The organism is Pseudomonas piscis (assembly GCF_009380155.1).
GTDB classification, from domain to species: domain Bacteria; phylum Pseudomonadota; class Gammaproteobacteria; order Pseudomonadales; family Pseudomonadaceae; genus Aquipseudomonas; species Aquipseudomonas piscis.
The window spans coordinates 1743569-1765162 of the sequence record NZ_WHUV01000001.1 but is presented as its reverse complement, the minus strand read 5'-3'; the positions used below and the strand labels follow the sequence as shown (position 1 = coordinate 1765162).

Sequence of the window (21594 nt, the reverse complement as noted above, 5' to 3'; positions counted from 1 at the left end):
GGGAGAACGCCATGCCTGCCCGCGAACTGCAACAACAACTCGATACCCTGCGCGAGCAATTGGAACAGAACCCGCCGCTGTCGCCGGCCGAACGCGAGAACCTGCAAGAACTGATGCAGCAGATCGAACTGCAGCTGCAGCTGGAGAACAGCACCCACGACACCAGCCTCGCCGATGGCGTCAACCTGGCCGTCGAGCGCTTCGAACTGGAGCACCCGGCCATCGCCGGAACCTTGCGCAACATCGTCCAGACCCTGGGCAACATCGGCATCTGATCTACCTTCGATGCACGCGCCCAAATGCAAAGCCCCGCCATCACAGCGGGGCTTTGGTTTATTGGCGCACCAACCGGTGATTGGCGAAGTCCGCCGTTTCGGTACTGCGGTAAGGGTTGATATCCAACCCGCCGCGACGCACGTAGCGCGCGTAGACAGTGAGCTTCTCCGGTTTGAGCAGGCGCTGCAGGTCGAGGAAGATCCGCTCCACGCACTGCTCATGGAAGTCCGAGTGCTGGCGGAAGCTCACCAGGTAGGCCAGCAGGCTGGCATGGTCCAGGGCCGCACCACGGTATTGCACCACCACGCTGCCCCAGTCCGGCTGGCTGGTCACCGGGCAGTTGGACTTGAGCAGATGACTGTGCAAGCTCTCCTCCACCACCCGCGAGCTGTCGCAGCGCAGCAGTTCGGGACGCGGGTGCTCGTAGCTGTCGACGCTGATATCCAGATCGTCGATGCACATGCCCGGCAGCGCCACCAGGCCTTGCGCCTGGACTTCCCCAAGACTGCGGACATGCACCGTCACCGGCTTGCCCGCAGCGGCCGAAAGATCCTTGCGCAAGGTCGCTTCGAGCGTGGCCCGATCGGCGAACGGCGTCTGGTTCAGCGAGTTGAGGTAAAGCTTGAAGGACTTGGACTCGATGATGTTCGGCGAGTCGGCAGGAATGCTGAACTCGCCGATGGCCACCACCGGCTTGCCCGAAGGCAGCAACCAGGACAGCTCGAAGCAGTTCCAGAAATCCACGCCCTGGTAGGGCAGGGTCTCGGCGCTCAAGCCCAGCTCGGCCCATTTCGCCGCCCGAGGGATGGGGAACAGCAACGATGGCGTGTAGGTGGAGATGTATTCACTGGACTTGCCCAGCGGCGAATGTTCGGCTGCGGGATGCATGGCGGAAACCTGACTGAAGAATCAGCGGATTCTAACAGCCTTTGCTCCCGCCTTTGAGCCCCGGCCGCCTATGGACTGACCATCAGCTTGCCGACCATCCCGGCCTGGTAGTGCCCGGGGATATTGCAGGCGAACTCCAGGCTGCCGCTTTTGCTGAAGGTCCAGGTCAGCTCGGCCTGCTTGCCCGGCTCCACCAGCACGCTATTGGGATCGTCGTGCTGCATGCCCTGGGCCATCCCGGGCATGGAGCCATGCCCCATCGAGGCATGATCCATCGAACCGTGCTCCATGGCCTTCATGCCGGTGGGGGTCAGCATGCCGCTCTGTTGCATCTGCAGCATTTCCTGCTGGTGCCGGGCATGCATCGCCGCGTCCCCCAGATTGAATTCATGCAACAGCTGGCCCTTGTTGATCAGCACGAAACGCACCGTTTCACCGGCCTTGACCTCCAGCGCCTTGGGGTTGAAGGTCATGTCCCCCATCACCACCTCGATACTGCGCGTGGCCTTGGCCGCCGCGGCCGGCTGGCCGAAATCATAGGACGTGGCCGACGACGCCCAGAGCGGTGCTGCCACCAGCATCAGGCAGGCAGCGAGCATGGAACGGCTTTGCAACAACAACTTTTGCAGATTCATCATCAAACCCCGACAAGAACAGAATTGAGCCTGTGCCACACTCTAGGACCGGACCGCTGCCAGCCAGCTGACAAGTAGATTACAACTTTGTCAGCTTCACCTGCGCAGCGCCCCTGCAAGGTATAAAGCCCCGGTTCCATATGCCAAGAGTCCCGCCATGAAGTTATTGATCGTCGAAGACCAACCCAAGACCGGCCACTACCTGCGCCAGGGCCTGAGCGAAGCCGGCTTCAATACCGAACTGGTGGCGGACGGCAATACCGGCCAGCACCTGGCGCTGACCGGCGACTACGCGCTGCTGATCCTCGATGTGATGCTCCCCGGCCGCAGCGGCTGGCAGATCCTGCAGGCAGTACGGGGGGCCGGGCTGGAGATGCCAGTACTGTTCCTCACCGCCCGCGACGCGGTGGAAGACCGGGTACATGGCCTGGAACTGGGCGCCGACGACTACCTGGTCAAGCCCTTCGCCTTCTCCGAACTGCTGGCACGGGTTCGCAGCCTGCTGCGCCGGGGCGGCAGCGCGACCCAGGAAACCAGCCTGCAACTGGCCGACTTGCGCCTGGACCTGATCCGTCGCCGGGTGGAGCGTGGCAGCCAGCGCATCGACCTGACCGCCAAGGAGTTCGCCCTGCTGGAGATGCTCCTGCGGCGCCAGGGCGAGGTCTTGCCCAAGTCGCTGATCGCGTCCCAGGTCTGGGACATGAACTTCGACAGCGACACCAACGTCATCGAAGTGGCGATCCGCCGCCTGCGCCTGAAGATCGATGACGACTATCCCAACAAGCTGATCCATACCGTGCGCGGCATGGGGTATGTGCTCGAAGAGCGCCTGGCCTGATGCGCCGCCTGTCCTTGAGCGGGCGCCTGGCGCTGCTGTTCGCCGCCTGTACCGCCGTGGTCTCGTTGCTGGCCGGAATACTCTTCAACCGGGCGAGCCAGGCGCACTTCGTCGAACTGGACCAGCAACTGCTGGAGGGCAAGCTGATCGCCCTGCGCAGCGCCTTGCAGGACGTCACCACGGCGGCGGACTTTCCTCGCCACCGGCCACGACTACAAGATGAACTGCAGCACCAGCCGGACCTGGCCCTGCGCGTGGGCGCCGCCGATGGCCAGGCCTGGTTCGATACCTTGCCAGCCCTGCCCGCCCCGCTACCCGCCACCCAGGGACTGCACAGCCTGGACCTGGCCGGAACCGCCTACCGGGTCTACAACGCAGCGCTGGTGCCCGGCCAGGCGGACTCGCCACGGCTGACCTTGCTGCTGGACATCACCCATCACCAGCACTTCCTGCAGCGCATGCAGCACTTGATCTGGCTCACCGTAGGCCTGTCGGCACTGGCCACCGCCCTGCTCGGCGCCTGGGCGGCCCGGAGCGGCCTGCGCCCATTGCGCAGCATGGGCAGCGTGGCGGCCGGCATCTCCGCCAACTCCCTGACCCAACGCCTGCCGGCGGAGCAGATGCCCGCCGAATTGGCAGAACTGGCCGGCAGCTTCAACGCCATGCTCGGTCGCCTCGATGAGTCGTTCCAGCGGCTCTCGGCCTTCTCCGCCGACATCGCCCATGAACTGCGCACGCCGCTGTCCAACCTGCTGACCCATACCCAGGTCACCCTGACCCGCCCCAGGCCCATCGAGGACTACCGCGAAGCCCTGCACAGCAATCTCGAGGAACTGCAATGGATGGCGCAGTTGGTCAACGACATGCTGTACCTGGCCAAGGCCGACCATGGCCTGCTGGCCCCCCGACGGGAAATGCTCGACCTGGCCCAGGAGACCGACATGCTGCTGGAGTTCTACGGCCCCCTGGCCGAGGACGCGCAAGTGCAGCTCGCTCGTGAAGGCAACGCCCGGATCTCCGGGGACCGCAGCATGCTGCGCCGGGCGCTGTCCAACCTGCTGGACAACGCACTGCGCTTCACTCCCGCTGCCGGCACGGTGCAGGTGCAGATCAGCGACCGCCCCAAGGACCTGTCACTGAGCATCGAGAACAGCGGCGAAGGTATCGCCAAGGAAGTGCTGCCACGCCTGTTCGACCGGTTCTACCGGGCCGATCCGGCGCGCCGTGAAGGTAGCAGCGAACATGCGGGGCTGGGGCTGGCCATCACCCAGTCGATAGTCCGCGCCCATGGCGGACAGATCCATTGCGAATCCGGCCCGGGCTGGACCCGCTTCGTGATCGAGTTGCCCAAGCAAGCCTGAGCCCCGCGCCACTGACGCAGCGCAGGGGCCCTGGGCTCAGGAGTAGCGCAGCGCCTGGGCCGGTTCGACCTTGGAGGCGCGCCAGGCGGGATAGACCGTCGCCAGGAAGCTCAGGATGAACCCGGCGCTGCAGATCAGTGCCACATCGCCGCCCTGCAGTTCCGAAGGCAGGTTGCTGACGAAGTACACGTCAGAGCTGAAGATCTGCTGGCCGCTGATGCGTTCGAGCCAACCCACCAGCTCGCTCACGTTGAGCGCCGCCAGGACGCCCAGCACGCCGCCGATCAGGGTGCCGACGATGCCGATCACCGTCCCCTGGACCATGAAGATCGCCATGATCTGCCGCGGAGTGGCGCCGATGGTGCGCAAGATCGCGATATCCGCGCCCTTGTCGTTCACCACCATGATCAGGGTGGCGATGATGTTGAAGGCCGCCACCGCGACAATCATCAGCAGGAGCAGGCCGATCATGGTCTTTTCCATCTTCATCGCGCTGAACAGGCTGCCTTGGGTGTGGGTCCAATCATCGGCCCTGAAGTCCGCCCCCAGGTCCTTGGCAATGCTCGCCGAGACCTGCGGCGCGGCATACAGGTCCTTGACCGCCAGGCGCACGCTCTGCACCTGGTTGGGCTGCCAGTGCTGCATCTGGGCGGCATCGGCCACGTGGATCAGGCCCATGGAACCGTCGAGCTCGGCACCGACCCTGAACACTCCCACCACCGTCAGGCGCTGCATGCGCGGGGTGATACCACCGGGTGCCGTGCTGACTTCCGGCACGATCAGGGTCAGCTTGTCGCCGACATTCAGGCGAAACCGCCGGGCCGTGATCTCGCCGACCACCACCCCGAACTCGCCAGGCTTCAAGTCCTGCAGGCTGCCCTGGACGATGTGCTGGGCGACGATGGAGACCTTGCCCTCCTGGGCCGGGTCGATGCCGCTGATCTGGATCGGCTGCATCGCACCCTTGTAGGACAGCATGCCCTCCATTTCGGTGAACGGTACCGCTGCGGTGACTTGCGGATTGCTCAAGGCTGCGGCGGCTACCGGCTGCCAGTCGTCGATGGGCTTGACCCCGACGATGGTGGCATGGGGCACCATGCCGAGGATCCGCGAGCTCATTTCCCGCTGGAAGCCGTTCATCACCGAAAGCACCACGATCATCGCCAGCACACCCAGGGCAAGGCCGATCATCGAGGTCATGGAAATGAAGGAAACGAAGCGGTTACGCCGCTTGGCGCGGGTGTAGCGCGTGCCGATAAAGATCGATAAGGGTCGGAACATGGGCAAGGCACCCTGGAAAGATTAATGACCCGGCGCCGGCCGACGAGCCGCCGACGCCGCGTGCGGTCGCGTCAGATCGCGACCAGGTGACCTTCTTGCAGGTGCAATACGCGATCCATCTGCCGGGCCAGGTTCATGTCGTGGGTCACCACCAAAAAGGCGGTGCGCATCGAGGTGCTGAGCTCCAGCATCAGGTCCTGGATGCCCTGGGCGGTATGGGAATCGAGGTTGCCGGTGGGCTCATCGAGCATCACCAGCCCCGGCTTGTTCACCAGGGCGCGGGCGATGGCCACGCGCTGGCGTTCACCACCGGACAGCTCGGCGGGCTTGTGTTCCAGGCGATGGCCCAGACCGACCCGCTCCAGCAGCGCCGTGGCCCGCTGGCGGGCTTCCGGGATCGGTGTACGACCGATCAGCAGCGGCATGCAGACGTTCTCCAGGGCGGTGAATTCCGGCAGCAGGTGGTGGAACTGATAGACGAACCCCAGGGCGCGGTTGCGCAGCTGGCCACGGGCCTTTTCCCCCAGGGCCGAGAGCTCCTCGCCGGCCAGCCAGACGCTGCCCTTGGAAGGGGTATCCAGGCCGCCCAGCAGGTTGAGCAAAGTACTTTTACCGGAGCCGGAGCTGCCGACGATGGCTACCCGCTCGCCCGGATGCAGTTCCAGTTGCAGGCCGGACAGGACCACCACCGACTCCGGACCTTCCTCATAGGACTTGCCCAGGTCGCGGCAGCTCAGGATTGCTTTTTCACTCATGCCCAACTCACTCATAACGTAGCGCCTCCGCAGGCTGGGTGCGCGCCGCACGCCAGGCAGGATACAGGGTGGCGAGGAAACTCAGGACCAACGCCGCACCGCAGACCATCAACACGTCCTCGGCCATCAGCTGGGACGGCAGGTAGTCGATGAAGTACACGTCGGCATTGAGGAACTTGTGTCCGATCAGGCGCTCGAGACCGGCGATCGCAGCGCTGACATTCAGTGCCGCGAGCATGCCCAGCACGGCGCCGATCAGGGTACCGACCACGCCGATCACCGTGCCCTGGACCATGAAGATCGCCATGATGGTCGCCGGCGTGGCACCCAGGGTGCGCAGGATGGCGATGTCGCCCTTCTTGTCGTTCACCACCATCACCAGGGTGGAGATGATGTTGAAGGCGGCGACCGCGACGATCAGCAACAACAGCAGGCCGATCATGGCTTTTTCCATGCGGATGGCCTGGTACAGGTTGCCATGGGTGCGGGTCCAGTCACGGGCGTAGAAATGGTTCTCGCCCAGCTCCTGGGCGATCTGCCAGGCCGTGCGCGGTGCCTGGAACAGGTCGTCGAACTTCAACCGCAAGCCCTGGACCTGGTCTGGCTTCCAGCGGTGCAGGCGGCCCAGGTCCTGGAGGTTGGTCAGGCCCAGGTAGCCATCGATCTCGCCGGCGCCAACGTGGAAGATGCCCACCACGGTGAAGCGCTTCATGCGCGGGAACATGCCTGCCGGGGTCACCGAGACCTCAGGGGCGACGAAGGTCAGCTTGTCGCCCAGGCCGACGCCCAGCTTGTTGGCGGCCTTGTCACCGATGACGATGCCGAAACTGCCGGGCGCCAGCGCGTCCAGCTGCCCCTGCCGCATGAAGTGGTCGATGATCGAGACCTGGCGTTCCTGGGCCGGGTCGATGGCGTTGAGCAACACCTTCTGCACCTGGCCGTTGTTGGTCAACAGGCCCTGCATCTGGGTGAAGGGCGCCACCGCCAGTACCTGGGGATTGGCCTTGACCTTGGCGGCCAGGCCCTGCCAGTCACTGATGGGCTCGCCGGATTCGATGGTGGCGTGGGGCACCATGCCCAGCACGCGGGTGCGCATCTCATGGTCGAAGCCATTCATCACCGACAGCACCACGATCATCACGATCACGCCGAGGGCGAGACCGATCATCGAAGTCAGGGAAATGAATGACACGAAATGGTTGCGACGCTTTGCACGGGTATAACGCGTGCCGATGAAAGCAAACAGAGGTCTGAACATGTCGGGGCTTGTTCGGAGGAAAAGAAGACGTCCTTGTGGCGAGGCCTGGTAAGCAGCTTTACACTCAGACCACCGCCTCTACCATGGGTTCGCCATGTCGACATTAGATGAAGAAGATCGCCGCGAATACTACCGTATCGAGGACACGATCGCACTGGAAATTAGCCCCTTGTCCGCCCACGATGCGGCGAGCAAGGAAGTGTTGCAGGATGAGTCCGTGCTGTTCAATCTGCTCAGCGAATTGCACCTGAGCGAGTTCGAATCCCAGCACCTGCTACGCCAGGTCAGCGAGCGCGATCGCACCCTGGCCAGCTACCTCAAGGCCATGAACAAGCGCATCGACCTGCTCGGCCAGGTGGTGGCCCAGACCGTGCTGGGCAAGTTCGGCGAACCCCAGCGGGTGATCCTCTCCGAAGGCGGCATCGAGTTCAGCCATCACCAGTGCTATCCCACCGGCAGCCAGCTGGCGGTGAAGCTGCTGTTGATGCCCCAGGCCCTGGGCCTGCTGCTGCGGGCCAAGGTCACCCACTGCGAACCCCAGGGTTTCGGCACCTTCGAGATCGGCACCGAGTTCGAAGCCTTGACCGACTCCCAGCGCCAGCTGCTGGCCCGCTACATCCTGCAGAAACAGGCCCAGCAACGCCGCCAGGCCCGGGAACAGAACGACCCAGCCGCCGGCTGACCCCTGCCCGGCCCTCCCTGAAGAACAACCACACCCTTGAAGGAGCAATTGTGACCCTGATCTATGGCCATCGCGGCGCCAAGGGCGAAGCGCCGGAAAACACCCTGACCAGCTTCCAGGAATGCCTCAAGCACGGCGTACGCCGCTGCGAGCTCGACCTGCACCTGTCCATGGACGGGGAACTGATGGTGATCCACGACCCGACCCTCAAGCGCACCACCGATCGACGCGGCAAGGTGGTAGAGCACAGCGCTGCCGAGCTGGTGACCTACGACGCGCGCAAGGGCGGGCCGGGCTGGGTCAGCCCCTGCCCCATTCCACGCCTGGAAGAATTGTTCGAGAAATGCGACTTCGAGCACTGGCAGCTGGAGGTCAAGAGCGCCTCGCGCACCCGCGCCGCCACCACTGTGCTGGCGATTCGCGAAATGGCCCAGCGCTTCGGCCTGCTGGATAAGGTCACCGTGACCTCGAGTTCCCGCGAAGTCCTCAAGGCCGCGCTGGAGCTGACCCCGGACCTGTCCCGCGGACTGGTAGCCGAATACGCCTGGCTCGACCCGTTGAAAGTCGCCCAGAGCTATGGCTGCGAGATTCTTGCGTTGAACTGGACCCTGTGCACCCCGGAACGCCTGCAACGGGCGCAGCGCCAGGGCCTGCATGTGTCAGTGTGGACAGTCAACGAGCCAGCGCTGATGCGCAGGCTCGCCGACTTCGGCGTAGACAGCCTGATTACAGACTTTCCCGGTTTGGCCAGCGCCACCCTCGAGAATTACTGAAATCGGTCTCCCCGGCCGGCTCAGGCCACCGGCCGGAGCCGCTCAAAAAAGCCGGTTGAGGCCGTCGTACGCAGCTACCCGATAGGCTTCGGCCATGGTCGGGTAGTTGAAGGTGGTATTGACGAAGTACTTCAGGGTATTGAGCTCACCCGGCTGGTTCATGATCGCCTGGCCGATGTGGACGATCTCCGATGCCTGGTAGCCGAAGCAGTGCACGCCCAGCACCTCCAGGGTCTCGCGGTGGAACAGGATCTTCAGCATGCCTTGCGGCTCACCGGCGATCTGCGCCCGGGCCATGCCCTTGAAGAACGCCTTGCCCACTTCGTAGGGCACCTTGGCCTGGGTCAGTTCCTGCTCGTTCTTGCCGATCGAGCTGATCTCGGGAATGGTGTAGATCCCGGTCGGCACGTCGTTGACGAAACGCCAGCTGCCATTGTCGACGATGCTGCCGGCAGCGGAGCGCCCCTGGTCGTGGGCGGCACTGGCCAGGCTCGGCCAGCCGATCACGTCACCGGCGCCATAGATGTTCGGCACGCTGGTGCGGTAGTTCTCGTCCACCTCGATCTGGCCACGGCCGTTGACCTTGATCCCGATGTTCTCCATGCCCAGCTTGTCGGTGTTGCCGGTACGGCCGTTGCACCAGAGCAAGGCGTCGGCCTTGATCTTCTTGCCGGACTTGAGGTGCAGGATCACGCCGTTATCCACACCCTCGACCCGCTCGTACTCTTCGTTATGGCGCACGGTGATGTTGTTGTTGCTGAAGTGATAGCTCAGGGCCTGGGAAATCTCCGAGTCCAGGAAGCTGAGCAACTGGCCACGGTTGTCCACCAGTTCCACCAGCACCCCAAGGCCGCTGAAGATCGAGGCGTATTCGCAACCGATCACCCCGGCGCCATAGACGATGAGCTTGCGTGGGGTATGGCCGAGGCTGAGGATGGTGTCGCTATCGTAGATCCGCGGGTGGTTGAAATCGATGTCCGCCGGGCGATAGGGACGCGAGCCGGTGGCGATGATGATGTGCTTGGCCACCAGTTTTTCCACCACGCCATTGGCGCAGACCACTTCGACCGTCTGCTCGTCGGCGAAGCTGCCGGTACCGAAGAACACGTCGACCCGATTGCGCGCGTAGTAGCCGGTACGCGAGGCCACCTGCTTGGAGATGACCTTCTCCGCGCTCTTGAGCACGTCCGGGAAGGAGAACCAGCGCGGCTCGCCGATGGCCCGGAACATCGGGTTGGTGTTGAACTGCATGATCTGCCGGACCGAGTGACGCAAGGCCTTGGACGGGATGGTACCCAGGTGCGTGCAGTTACCGCCGACCTGGCGACGGCTGTCGACCATCGCCACCTTGCGTCCTGCTTTCGCGGCGTTCATCGCCGCACCTTCTCCTGCGGGGCCTGAACCCAGCACCACTACGTCGTAGTTGTAGACAGCCATGCGTACTCCTCAGAACAGGCCGCGATGCCCGCTTGGCATCGACGGCTAAATCATGCCGCGGCCAGCGACATGAAGGATCAATTTGGCTCGGTTACGAACCCGGGCACAGTCTATAGAAGCGTCAACGCCGCGCACATTAACCCTTGGTCGCGTCGTAAGCTACTTTTGCCTGCACTACGGCGCCCACAACCCCATGCAAGGTCAGTTGGCCTGCCCGGCGAACAATTGCTCGAACGCCGGATTGCCACGTGTGACGAAACCTGTATCGGCACGCAGCACAAAAAATGCGGCGATATCGTGTTTTTCTGCATAGTCCCAACCAGCCTCGGGACCGAGGATCAGCAACAACGTCGACAAGCCATCGGCCATCAGCGCCGAGCGGTGGACCACCGTTACCGCCGCCAGCTTGTGGGTAATGGGCCGGCCGAGCCGGGCATCGAAGGTGTGGGAATAACGCTGGCCATCCTGCTCGAAGTAATGACGGTAGTCGCCGGAGGTGGAAACGCCATAACCGTCCACCGCGATCACTCGCTCGGCTACTTGCCGATCATCCCGGGGCTCCTCCAGGGCGACGCGCCAGGGTGCGCCTCCAGGCTTGCGCCCTGCCGCCTTGAGCTCGCCAGTGGCCTCGGCGAGATAGCTGGAGATACCCAGCTCCTCGAGCCGCGCCGCGATGCGATCCACAGCGTAGCCAGCAGCGATACTGTTGAAATCCACCTCCACCGCCGCGTCCTTGCACAGTTGCGCGCCCTCGATGCGCAGCAACCCATGCCCCACACGCTCGCGCACCTGGGCCAGCGCTGCCACGTCCGGCACCTTCTCGACCCGCCCTTGCGGGCCGAATCCCCAGAGATCCAGCAGCGGCTCCACCGTCAGGTCGAAGGCACCGTCACTGTCCCGGGACAGTTGCTCGCCAAGCCGGACCAGTTGCAGTACCGGCCCGGGCATGGGCTGGCAACTGTGGGCGGGCAAGCCATTGAACCTTTCGATATCCGAATCGCTGCGATAGGTGGACATTTGCCGGTCCACCTCGGCCAGGATCGCCTCGACTTCGGCCTTGACCGCCGGGGCCGCAAGTCCGCCCTCCGGCTTGACGTACTGCACCGACCAGGTACTGCCCATGGTCGGACCGGAGACAGTTTCCAGCCGTTCCCCGGCGCCACACCCGGCCAGCGACGCCACCACCGCGCACCACATCCACCACCTGCAAGCTGCCAAGTCCACCTCTTCCGATCCGCGCCCTACCGGGCCTGCCCGCCAAACAACGGGCCATTATGCGACAGACGCCAGGTTCCCGGCGCGCCCAGGCCGAGAGCAAAGCCACGAACCAGAGGCTCGGGCCATGACCGAGAGTTTTAGTTGCCTGGCGCCGCCCACACACATATTGTTACAAAACTGTTCAGTGTGCAGCCTCGCGCCCCCACCTTTGCAGTGAGGACGACCAATGACCAGGGATTGCTAACAAGACAGCCAAAGTGAGTGCAAAACATGTCCACGACCACGGGCAAAGGCAAGGCGATCTTTCGCGTTGTCAGCGGCAACTTTCTCGAGATGTTCGACTTCATGGTCTATGGCTTCTACGCCACGGCGATCGCCAAGACCTTCTTCCCCGCCGACAGCGCCTTCGCGTCGCTGATGCTGTCCCTGGCGACCTTCGGTGCAGGCTTCCTGATGCGCCCCCTGGGGGCGATCTTCCTTGGCGCCTACATCGACCGTCATGGCCGCCGCCAAGGCCTGATCATCACCCTGGCGCTGATGGCCGCCGGCACCGTATTGATCGCCTGCGTCCCCGGCTACGCCACCCTCGGGGTGGCCGCACCGCTGCTGGTCCTGCTCGGCCGCCTGCTGCAAGGCTTCTCCGCCGGAGTGGAGCTGGGTGGCGTGTCGGTATACCTGGCCGAGATCTCCACTCCCGGCCGCAAGGGCTTCTTCGTCAGCTGGCAATCGGCGAGCCAACAGGCCGCGGTGGTGTTCGCCGGCTTGCTGGGCGTAGGCCTGAACCACTGGCTGAGCCCGGAACAGATGGGCGACTGGGGCTGGCGCGTACCGTTCCTGGTGGGCTGCATGATCGTGCCGGCCATCTTCATGATTCGTCGTTCCCTGGAGGAAACCCCGGAATTCCAGGCACGCAAGCATCGTCCGACCCTGCAGGAAATCGTGCGCTCCATCGGCCAGAACTTCGGCATCGTCATCGCCGGCATGGCCCTGGTGGTGATGACCACCGTGTCCTTCTACCTGATCACCGCCTACACCCCGACCTTCGGCAAAGCCGAATTGCACCTGTCCGACTTGGACTCGCTGCTGGTGACCGTGTGCATCGGCGCGTCCAACTTCTTCTGGTTGCCGGTCATGGGTTCGCTGTCGGACAAGATCGGGCGCAAGCCACTGCTGCTGGGTGCCACCATCCTGGCGATTCTCACCGCTTATCCGGCGTTGTCCTGGCTGGTGGCCAACCCCAGCTTCAGCCACCTGTTGATCGTCGAGCTATGGCTGTCCTTCCTCTACGGCTCGTACAACGGTGCCATGGTGGTGGCCTTGACCGAAATCATGCCCGCCGAAGTCCGCACCACCGGTTTCTCCCTGGCCTATAGCCTGGCCACCGCGACCTTTGGCGGCTTCACTCCGGCAGCCTGCACCTACCTGATCCACGTGCTGGACAACAAGGCCGCTCCCGGGATCTGGCTCAGCGGCGCCGCCGTGCTGGGGCTGATCGCCACCCTGGTGCTGTTCCACGGCAACCGCCATGCCCTGCGGACCGCGCAGGCGACCGTGACTGGCGGCGCTCAGTAAACCCATCGCGGGCAATCGCCACAAACAAAAACGCCCCGACAAGTCGGGGCGTTTTCACATCGATAGACGCTTAGCGTGGGAACGCTGGCGGGTTGACCCCAGCCATGTCTTCCATCACGCGCACTACCTGGCAGCTGTAACCGAATTCGTTGTCGTACCAGACGTACAGGACAACGCGGTTATCGTTGCAGATGGTGGCTTCAGCATCGACCACACCGGCGTGGCGCGAACCGACGAAGTCGGTGGACACCACTTCCTGGGAATTGACGAAGTCGATCTGCTTGTGCAGATCCGAGTGCATGGCGGTCTGGCGCAGGTACTCGTTGATCTCGTCGCGGGTGGTGGCCTTTTCCAGGTTCAGGTTGAGGATGGCCATCGACACGTTCGGCGTCGGCACACGGATCGCGTTGCCGGTCAGCTTGCCCTTGAGCACAGGCAGCGCCTTGGCGGCAGCGGTGGCGGCACCGGTCTCGGTGATCACCATGTTCAATGGCGCGGCGCGGCCACGACGGCTGCCCTTGTGGAAGTTGTCGATCAGGTTCTGGTCGTTGGTGAACGAGTGAACGGTTTCGACGTGGCCATTGACGATGCCGTACTGGTCGTTCACGGCCTTGAGCACCGGCACGATGGCGTTGGTGGTGCAAGAAGCAGCCGAAACGATCTTGTCGTCAGGGGTGATTTCACCGTGGTTGATGCCGTGCACGATGTTCTTCAGCGCGCCCTTGCCAGGTGCGGTCAGGACCACGCGGGCAGCGCCCGGGCAGGCCAGGTGCTGGCCCAGGCCGTCGGCATCGCGCCATACACCGGTGTTGTCGACGATCAGCGCATCGTGGATGCCGTACTGGGTGTAGTCGACTTCGCTCGGGCTCTTGGCGTAGATCACCTGGATCAGGTTGCCGTTGGCGGTGATGGTGTTGTTTGCTTCATCGATGGTGATGGTGCCGTTGAACGAACCATGCACCGAGTCGCGACGCAGCAGGCTGGCGCGCTTGGTCAGGTCGTTCTCGGCGCCCTTGCGCACCACGATGGCGCGCAGGCGCAGGCCGTCGCCACCACCGGTTTTTTCGATCAGGATGCGTGCCAGCAGGCGACCGATACGGCCAAAGCCGTACAGCACTACGTCAGTGCCCTTGCGCGCCGAGGCGTTTTGTTGGCCCACGACATCGGCCAGCTCTTCGCGAACGAACTGTTCGGCGGTGCGGCCATTGCCCTGGGTTTTGAATTTGACAGCCAACTTGCCCAGATCAACCGAGGCTGCGCCGAGCTTGAGCTCGCTCATGGCCTTCAGGAGAGGGAACGTTTCGTGGACGGACAATTCGCTGTCGTCGGACTGACGATGGCGAGCAAAGCGGTGAGCTTTGAGAATCGCGATGACAGACTGGTTGATCAGGCTGCGGCCATAGATCGAGCTCACCACATTGTTGTTGCGGTAGAGCTGACCGATAAGCGGAATCATCGCTTCTGCGAGTGCTTCACGGTCGATCCATTCACCAAGACACTGGTCGGGCTTCTGAGTCACGGGAACCTTCCACATGTAGGGGCAGAAAAAAGGGGCTACATTATGCCGCCCAGAGCCTCCTCTAGCAATGCGCGCCTGTCGTGCGGAACGTAACAAAAGCCCTTGCAAAAAAATTGACACCGCGCTGCAGCCCAGTAAACACGCGGCTTCCAGCGACGCCAGCTTTTACCCGCGCCAGGCCTTCTGTCCGTAACCCTCCGTAACACCGCCCGAAATCGGCACTACATTTTGCCGTCAAAAGCCGATTATTTTGTCATTGCCACTACATTTTCCCTAACTGGCCCAATCGACACATCAGCCACTGACAGTGGCGACCCCGGCCCGTTACAATTACCGACTTTGTCGCAACGCCTGGAGCTTGACCGTCCGTGCCTGTCCTGCGTCTACCGCTACTCCCCGCCGCCACCGGGAAACAGCACTGGGGCAATCTGCCCGGTGCCGCCCTGAGCCTGGCCATCGCCGAAGCCGCCAGCGCCGCCAAGCGCTTCACCCTCCTGCTGACCGCCGACAGCCAAAGCGCTGACCGGCTGGAACAGGAGCTGAGCTTCTTCGCCCCGGATCTGCCGGTCCTGCATTTCCCTGACTGGGAAACCTTGCCCTACGACCTGTTCTCGCCGCACCAGGACATCATTTCCCAGCGCATCGCCAGCCTCTATCGGCTGCCGGAACTGGAGCACGGCGTGCTGGTGGTGCCGATCACCACCGCCCTGCACCGCCTGGCGCCAACCCAGTTCCTGCTGGGCAGCAGCCTGGTGCTGGACGTGGGCCAGAAGCTCGACGTGGAGCTGATGCGCACCCGCCTGGAAGCCAGCGGCTATCGCTATGTCGACACGGTTTACGAGCACGGTGAGTTCACCGTGCGTGGCGCGCTGATCGACCTGTTCCCCATGGGCAGCAAGCTGCCCTACCGCATCGACTTGTTCGATGACGAGATCGAGACCCTGCGCACCTTCGACCCGGAAAACCAGCGCTCCATCGACAAGGTCGACTCGGTGCGCCTGCTGCCGGCCAAGGAATTCCCCCTGCAGAAAGAAGCCGTGACCCGCTTCAAGGCACGCTTTCGCGAACGCTTCGACGTGGACTTCCGCCGCTGCCCGATCTTCCAGGACCTGACCAGCGGGATCACCCCCGCCGGCATCGAGTACTACCTGCCGCTGTTCTTCGAAGAAACTTCGACCCTGCTCGACTACCTGCCCCAGGACACCCAGGTGTTCTCCCTGCCGGGCATCGAGCAAGCCGCGGAAAACTTCTGGAACGACGTACGCAATCGCTACGAAGAGCGCCGGATCGACCCCTCACGGCCCTTGCTGCCGCCGGCCGAGCTGTTCCTGCCGGTGGAAGACTGCTTCGCCCGGCTGAAGAACTGGCCACGAGTGGTAGCCAGCCAGCAAGACATCGAGACCGGCGTGGGCCGCGAGCGCTTCCCGGCGCGCGAGCTGCCAGATCTTGCCATCGAGGCCAAGGCCAACCAGCCGCTGGCGGCCCTTTCCAGGTTCCTCGACGAATTCCCCGGGCGGATACTCTTCACCGCCGAATCCGCCGGGCGCCGGGAGGTGTTGCTGGAGCTGCTGGAGCGCCTCAAGCTGCGCCCCAGGACCGTCGACAACTGGCCGGACTTCGTCGCCAGCAAGGAGCGCCTGGCGATCACCATCGCCCCCCTGGATGAAGGCCTGGCCCTGGACGAACCGGCTTTGGCGCTGGTCGCCGAAAGCCCGCTGTTCGGCCAACGCGTGATGCAGCGCCGGCGCCGGGAGAAACGCGCCGACGCCAGCAACGACGCGGTCATCAAGAACCTCACCGAGCTGCGTGAAGGCGCGCCGGTGGTGCACATCGACCATGGCGTGGGCCGCTACCTGGGCCTGGCGACCCTGGAGATCGACAACCAGGCCGCCGAATTCCTCACCCTGGAGTACGCCGAGGGCGCCAAGCTCTACGTGCCGGTGGCCAACCTGCACCTGATCGCCCGCTACACCGGCAGCGACGATGCCCTCGCCCCCCTGCACCGCCTGGGCTCCGAGGCTTGGCAAAAGGCCAAGCGCAAGGCCGCCGAACAGGTGCGCGACGTGGCCGCCGAGCTGCTGGATATCTATGCCCGCCGGGCGGCCCGCGAAGGTTATGCCTTCGCCGACCCCAAGGCCGACTACGCCACCTTCAGTGCCGGCTTCCCCTTCGAGGAGACTCCGGACCAGCAGAGCACCATCGAAGCGGTGCGCGAGGACATGCTCTCGCCCAAGCCGATGGACCGCCTGGTCTGCGGCGACGTGGGCTTCGGCAAGACCGAAGTGGCCATGCGCGCCGCGTTCATCGCCGTGCATGGCGGCAAGCAGGTGGCGATCCTGGTCCCTACCACCCTGCTCGCCCAACAGCACTACAACAGCTTCCGAGATCGCTTCGCCGACTGGCCGGTGACCGTCGAGGTCATGAGCCGCTTCAAGTCGGCCAAGGAAGTCAGCGCCGCCGTGGCGGACCTGGCCGAGGGCAAGATCGACATCGTCATCGGCACTCACAAGCTCTTGCAGGACGATGTGAAGATCAAGAACCTGGGCCTGGTGATCATCGACGAGGAACACCGCTTCGGCGTGCGCCAGAAGGAGCAGCTCAAGGCCCTGCGCAGCGAAGTGGACATCCTGACCCTGACCGCCACCCCGATCCCGCGGACGCTGAACATGGCGGTCTCGGGCATGCGCGACCTGTCGATCATCGCCACGCCACCGGCCCGGCGCCTGTCGGTGCGAACCTTCGTCATGGAGCAGAACAAGAGCACGGTCAAGGAGGCCCTGCTGCGTGAACTGCTGCGTGGCGGCCAGGTGTACTACCTGCACAACGATGTGAAGAGCATCGAGAAATGCGCCGCCGACCTCGCCGAACTGGTGCCCGAAGCGCGGATCGGCATCGGCCACGGGCAGATGCGCGAGAGCGAGCTGGAACAGGTGATGAGCGACTTCTATCACAAGCGCTTCAACGTACTGATCGCCTCGACCATCATCGAGACCGGCATCGACGTACCCAGCGCCAACACCATCATCATCGAGCGCGCCGACAAGTTCGGCCTGGCCCAGCTGCACCAGTTGCGCGGTCGCGTCGGTCGCAGCCACCACCAGGCCTACGCCTACCTGCTGACCCCGCCACGCCAGCAGATCACCACGGATGCAGAAAAGCGCCTGGAAGCCATCGCCAACACCCAGGACCTGGGCGCCGGTTTCGTGCTGGCCACCAACGACCTGGAAATCCGCGGTGCCGGCGAGCTGCTGGGCGATGGCCAGAGCGGCCAGATCCAGGCCGTCGGCTTCACGCTGTACATGGAGATGCTGGAGCGGGCGGTGAAGGCCATTCGCAAGGGCGAGCAGCCGAACCTCGACCAGCCCCTGGGCGGCGGCCCGGAAATCAACCTGCGCTTGCCGGCGCTGATTCCCGAGGATTACTTGCCGGACGTCCATGCCCGGCTGATTCTCTACAAGCGCATCGCCTCGGCCACCGACGAAGACGGCCTGAAGGACATGCAGGTGGAGATGATCGACCGCTTCGGCCTGCTGCCCGAGCCGACCAAGAACCTGATCCGCCTGACCCAGCTCAAGCTCCAGGCCGAGCAACTGGGGATCAAGAAGATCGACGGTGGCCCCCAGGGCGGGCGCATCGAGTTCGCCTCAGACACGCCGGTGGACCCGTTGGCGCTGATCAAGCTGATCCAGGGCCAGCCCAAGCGCTACAAGTTCGAAGGCGCGACCCTGTTCAAGTTCATGGTGCCGATGGAACGCCCGGAAGAGCGCTTTAATACATTGGAGGCCCTGCTTGAGAGCCTCACCCCGAAAACAGCTTGAAGGACGCCCCATGCGCCTGTTCCGCTCCTTGCCCCTGCTCCTGGCCCTGGTCGTCGCGCCGATGGCCCTGGCCGATGACCTGTACCAGGTGGAAATGATCCTGGTCCGCCAGAATGCCGAACCCCAGATCATCAGCCGCGCCGCGCCGGAGGACTGGGCCGCCGGCGCCCAGCGCCTGGGGCCGGACAGCCAGCGCACCCCGGCCCTGGGCGGGATCGTCGAGAAGCTCGGCGCCAGCGGCAACTACAGCGTGCTGCTGCACCGAGCCTGGCAACAAAACCTGGGGGAAACCCCGGTCAAGGTCGCCATCAGCGACGGGCCCGAGCAGTTCGGCCAGTTCCCCATCGAGGGCACCCTGGGCCTGACCCTCGGGCGCTTCACCGACGTGAATGCCGACTTCTGGGTCAACCAGATCGACAGCAACGGCCTGGTGACCCGCAGTGAGCGCCTGAAGCAGCAGAGCCACACCAAGAATGGCCAGCTCAACTACCTGGATAACGGCCACCTGGCGCTGCTGATCAAGATCACCTCGCTGACCGCACCGGCACCGCGCCCTGCCCCAACTGAAATTCCGGACTGATCGAAGTCCCTATGACCCCGCCCCTGACCAAACCCCTGGCCCCGTCCTGGGTCAACCGCTTCAAGGAACAAGCCTTGGAGCGCGGCCGGCGTTATGCCCTGGAAAAACGCGTGCGTATCGTCAGCGCCGGAGACAGCGCTATCACCGCCAGCTGCGAAGGCTCCGGCGGCAATGTCTACCGCCAGACCATCACCCTGCGCGAGTCGAGCAAGGGCAACCTGCTGCTGATCGACGGCCACTGCACGTGCCCGGTACACAGCAACTGCAAGCACATCGCCGCCGTCCTCCTCCAAGTGGAGGAAACCCTGGCCTACCCGGCGGCGGCCAAGGACGCCGAGCTCCTGGAGAAACTCTCCGCCGTGCTCGACAGCCGCCGCCCACCGGCTCCACCCCAGCAACTGCTGGACGACGTGCGACCGGTGCCCCGGCTATGGCTGGCGAGCATCGAGTTCAGTGCCTTCGAGCCGCGCAACGGCAAGATGCAGCGCTACATCCAGCACCGCGCCGCACTGTCCTTCAACTACCTGGGCGAATATGCCAGCGGCCAGAAGCACGCCGACCTGATCATCCACCAGGAACAACAGACCCTGCGCATCAAGCGCCAGCCGGAGCTGGAGCAGGCCTGCCGCGAGCAGTTGCGCGCCCTGGGCTTCAAGATCGCCACCCGGCAAAGCAAGGCGCTTGCGGAAAGCGCCGGTGAGCTGTACGAGATGGTCAACGACAGCGCCTGGCTGACCTTCACCCTCAACGAGTTGCCCAAACTGCGCGAACAACAGTGGGAGCTGCAGATCGACGAGGGCTTCGGCTTCGACCTGACGGCGGTGGACGACTGGTACGCCAGCGTCGATGAAGCCCCGGGGCGGGACTGGTTCGACCTGGAACTGGGGATCATCGTCAATGGCGAACGCCTGAGCCTGCTGCCGATCCTGCTCAACCTGATGCGCTCGCACACCGAGATCCTCAACCCGGAACGCCTGGCCAAGCGCCGCGACGACGAGCTGATCCTGGTGAACATCCCCAACCGCCCCAACTCCCTGCACGGCCCGCTGCAGGTGGCGCTGCCCTATGGCCGCTTGAAACCGGTACTGGCGACCCTGGGCGAGTTCTACTTGCAGGAAAACAGCGATCTGGCCCTGCGCCTGAGCAACGCCGACGCCATCCGCCTCAACCCGCTGGAGGAACTGCCGCTGCTTTGGGAGGGTGGCGAGCACATTCGCAGCTTCGCCCAGCGCTTGCGGGACATCCGCGACTATTCAGCGCCAGCCCCCGAGGGGCTCAACGCGACCCTGCGCCCCTATCAACTCGAAGGCCTGAGCTGGATGCAGTCGCTGCGCCAACTGGAAGTGGGCGGCATCCTGGCCGACGACATGGGCCTGGGCAAGACCTTGCAGACCCTGGCTCACATCCTCAGCGAGAAAAACGCCGGGCGCCTGGACCGCCCGTGCATGGTGGTGATGCCTACCAGCCTGATCCCCAACTGGCTGGACGAGGCCGCGCATTTCACGCCGCAGCTCAAGGTCCTGGCGCTGTACGGCGCCGGGCGCAAGAAGCATTTCCCGCAGTTGGCCGACTACGACCTGTTGCTGACCACCTACGCCCTGCTCCCCAAGGACATCGAGCAATTGGCCGCGCAGCCGCTGCACGTGCTGATCCTGGATGAAGCCCAGTACATCAAGAACCCATCGAGCAAGGCCGCCCAGGCCACCCGCCAGCTCAATGCCCGGCAGCGCCTGTGCCTGTCCGGCACGCCTTTGGAGAACCACCTGGGCGAGCTCTGGTCACTGTTCCACTTCCTGCTGCCTGGCTGGCTGGGGGACGCCAAGAGCTTCAATCGCGACTACCGGGTGCCTATCGAGAAGCAAGCCAGCGAGGCGCGCTTGCAGCACCTCAACGGCCGGATCAAGCCGTTCCTCTTGCGCCGCACCAAGGAACAAGTAGCCACCGAACTGCCACCCAAGACCGAGATCATCCACTGGGTCGAGCTCAACGAAGCGCAACGCGACGTCTACGAAACCATGCGCCTGGCCATGGATAAGAAGGTTCGCGACGAGATCACCCGCAAGGGCGTGGCGCGCAGCCAGATCATCATCCTCGAGGCGCTGCTCAAGCTGCGCCAGGTGTGCTGCGACCTGCGCCTGGTCAATGACTCGCCGCCAGCCCGTGGCAGTTCGTCCGGCAAACTCGACAGCCTGATGACCATGCTCGAGGAACTGTTCGATGAGGGCCGTCGCATCCTGCTGTTCTCGCAGTTCACCTCGATGCTGGGCCTGATCGAGATCGAGCTCAAGCGACGCAACATCACCTACGGCCTGCTCACCGGCCAGACCCGGGACCGGCGCACCCCAGTGCGGGATTTCCAGAGCGGCAAGCTGCAGATCTTCCTCATCAGCCTCAAGGCCGGCGGGGTCGGCCTGAACCTGACCGAGGCCGACACGGTGATCCACTACGACCCCTGGTGGAACCCGGCCACCGAAACCCAGGCTACCGATCGGGCCTATCGCATCGGCCAGGAAAAACCGGTGTTCGTCTACAAGCTGATCGCCCGGGGTACCGTAGAAGAGAAAATCCAGCACCTGCAGCAGGAAAAATCCGATTTGGCGGCAGGCGTACTGGATGGCCGCCAAGCTGGCGACTGGAAACTGCAGGGCGAGGACATCGAGGCATTGTTCGCCCCGCTGCCGGATAACAAGACAGGCCGCTGAA

The 21594-nt window shown here is 64.0% G+C and carries 17 protein-coding genes; 9 read left to right on the top strand and 8 right to left on the bottom strand.

Annotated elements, in window-relative coordinates:
* The first annotated feature begins 11 nt into the window (after nt 1–11).
* Complete coding sequence (locus GDH07_RS08390; RefSeq protein WP_022643370.1) at nt 12–275, top strand: DUF4404 family protein; 264 nt, start codon at nt 12–14, stop codon at nt 273–275.
* 58 nt (nt 276–333) lie between these two features.
* Here GDH07_RS08390 and queF read toward each other — a convergent pair whose 3' ends face one another.
* Entirely contained in the window at nt 334–1164 is an 831-nt protein-coding gene (gene queF, locus GDH07_RS08385; protein WP_152897121.1) for an NADPH-dependent 7-cyano-7-deazaguanine reductase QueF, read from the bottom strand.
* 68 nt (nt 1165–1232) lie between these two features.
* Nucleotides 1233–1799: a copper-resistant cuproprotein CopI gene (gene copI / locus GDH07_RS08380; protein ID WP_152897120.1), complete on the bottom strand. Its 567-nt coding sequence runs from the start codon at nt 1797–1799 to the stop codon at nt 1233–1235.
* A gap of 157 nt (nt 1800–1956) precedes the next feature.
* Here copI and GDH07_RS08375 point away from each other — a divergent pair, with 157 nt between their 5' ends.
* Together GDH07_RS08375 and GDH07_RS08370 are read left to right on the top strand one after the other, a co-directional pair.
* Nucleotides 1957–2637, top strand: a complete 681-nt coding sequence (locus tag GDH07_RS08375; protein WP_152897119.1) for a heavy metal response regulator transcription factor — start codon at nt 1957–1959, stop codon at nt 2635–2637.
* Complete coding sequence (locus GDH07_RS08370; RefSeq protein WP_053138653.1) at nt 2637–3998, top strand: heavy metal sensor histidine kinase; 1362 nt, start codon at nt 2637–2639, stop codon at nt 3996–3998. The genes GDH07_RS08375 and GDH07_RS08370 overlap by 1 nt, the downstream gene beginning before the upstream one ends.
* Nucleotides 3999–4034: 36 nt before the next feature.
* On the opposite strand, the gene GDH07_RS08365 is transcribed toward GDH07_RS08370, so the two are convergent.
* From GDH07_RS08365 to GDH07_RS08355, 3 genes are all read right to left on the bottom strand, one after another.
* Nucleotides 4035–5279 (bottom strand): lipoprotein-releasing ABC transporter permease subunit, encoded by a 1245-nt coding sequence (locus tag GDH07_RS08365; protein ID WP_085597090.1) that lies wholly within the window; start codon nt 5277–5279, stop codon nt 4035–4037.
* A gap of 71 nt (nt 5280–5350) precedes the next feature.
* Nucleotides 5351–6034, bottom strand: a complete 684-nt coding sequence (lolD, locus tag GDH07_RS08360) for a lipoprotein-releasing ABC transporter ATP-binding protein LolD (RefSeq protein ID WP_178124015.1) — start codon at nt 6032–6034, stop codon at nt 5351–5353.
* Nucleotides 6035–6041: 7 nt separating this feature from the next.
* Entirely contained in the window at nt 6042–7292 is a 1251-nt protein-coding gene (locus GDH07_RS08355; RefSeq protein ID WP_152897117.1) for a lipoprotein-releasing ABC transporter permease subunit, read from the bottom strand.
* A gap of 94 nt (nt 7293–7386) precedes the next feature.
* On the opposite strand from GDH07_RS08355, the gene GDH07_RS08350 reads away from it, so the two are divergent.
* Together GDH07_RS08350 and GDH07_RS08345 are read left to right on the top strand one after the other, a co-directional pair.
* Nucleotides 7387–7974, top strand: coding sequence for a PilZ domain-containing protein (locus GDH07_RS08350; protein WP_031321328.1), 588 nt, complete (start codon nt 7387–7389; stop codon nt 7972–7974).
* Between the two features lie 50 nt (nt 7975–8024).
* Entirely contained in the window at nt 8025–8747 is a 723-nt protein-coding gene (locus GDH07_RS08345; RefSeq protein WP_022643361.1) for a glycerophosphodiester phosphodiesterase, read from the top strand.
* Between the two features lie 42 nt (nt 8748–8789).
* On the opposite strand, the gene sthA is transcribed toward GDH07_RS08345, so the two are convergent.
* Entirely contained in the window at nt 8790–10184 is a 1395-nt protein-coding gene (gene sthA / locus GDH07_RS08340; protein ID WP_031321327.1) for a Si-specific NAD(P)(+) transhydrogenase, read from the bottom strand.
* Nucleotides 10185–10385: 201 nt separating this feature from the next.
* Nucleotides 10386–11381, bottom strand: coding sequence for an FAD:protein FMN transferase (locus tag GDH07_RS08335; protein WP_152897367.1), 996 nt, complete (start codon nt 11379–11381; stop codon nt 10386–10388).
* 291 nt (nt 11382–11672) lie between these two features.
* Here GDH07_RS08335 and tcuC point away from each other — a divergent pair, with 291 nt between their 5' ends.
* A complete protein-coding gene (gene tcuC / locus GDH07_RS08330; RefSeq protein ID WP_022643358.1) occupies nt 11673–12974 on the top strand; it encodes an MFS transporter in 1302 nt (433 codons plus the stop codon).
* A gap of 70 nt (nt 12975–13044) precedes the next feature.
* On the opposite strand, the gene GDH07_RS08325 is transcribed toward tcuC, so the two are convergent.
* A complete protein-coding gene (locus tag GDH07_RS08325; RefSeq protein ID WP_085597094.1) occupies nt 13045–14508 on the bottom strand; it encodes a glyceraldehyde-3-phosphate dehydrogenase in 1464 nt (487 codons plus the stop codon).
* A gap of 353 nt (nt 14509–14861) precedes the next feature.
* Between GDH07_RS08325 and mfd the strand changes: the two genes are divergently transcribed.
* From mfd to GDH07_RS08310, 3 genes are read left to right on the top strand one after another with little or no spacing between them, the layout of a single operon-like run.
* A complete protein-coding gene (gene mfd, locus GDH07_RS08320; RefSeq protein WP_343038195.1) occupies nt 14862–18311 on the top strand; it encodes a transcription-repair coupling factor in 3450 nt (1149 codons plus the stop codon).
* 10 nt (nt 18312–18321) lie between these two features.
* Complete coding sequence (locus GDH07_RS08315; protein WP_022643356.1) at nt 18322–18891, top strand: CsiV family protein; 570 nt, start codon at nt 18322–18324, stop codon at nt 18889–18891.
* An 11-nt stretch (nt 18892–18902) separates the two neighbouring features.
* The gene (locus GDH07_RS08310; RefSeq protein WP_152897116.1) at nt 18903–21593 is read left to right on the top strand and encodes a DEAD/DEAH box helicase; all 2691 of its coding nucleotides are present in this window, start codon (nt 18903–18905) and stop codon (nt 21591–21593) included.
* The last annotated feature ends 1 nt before the right edge of the window (nt 21594 follow it).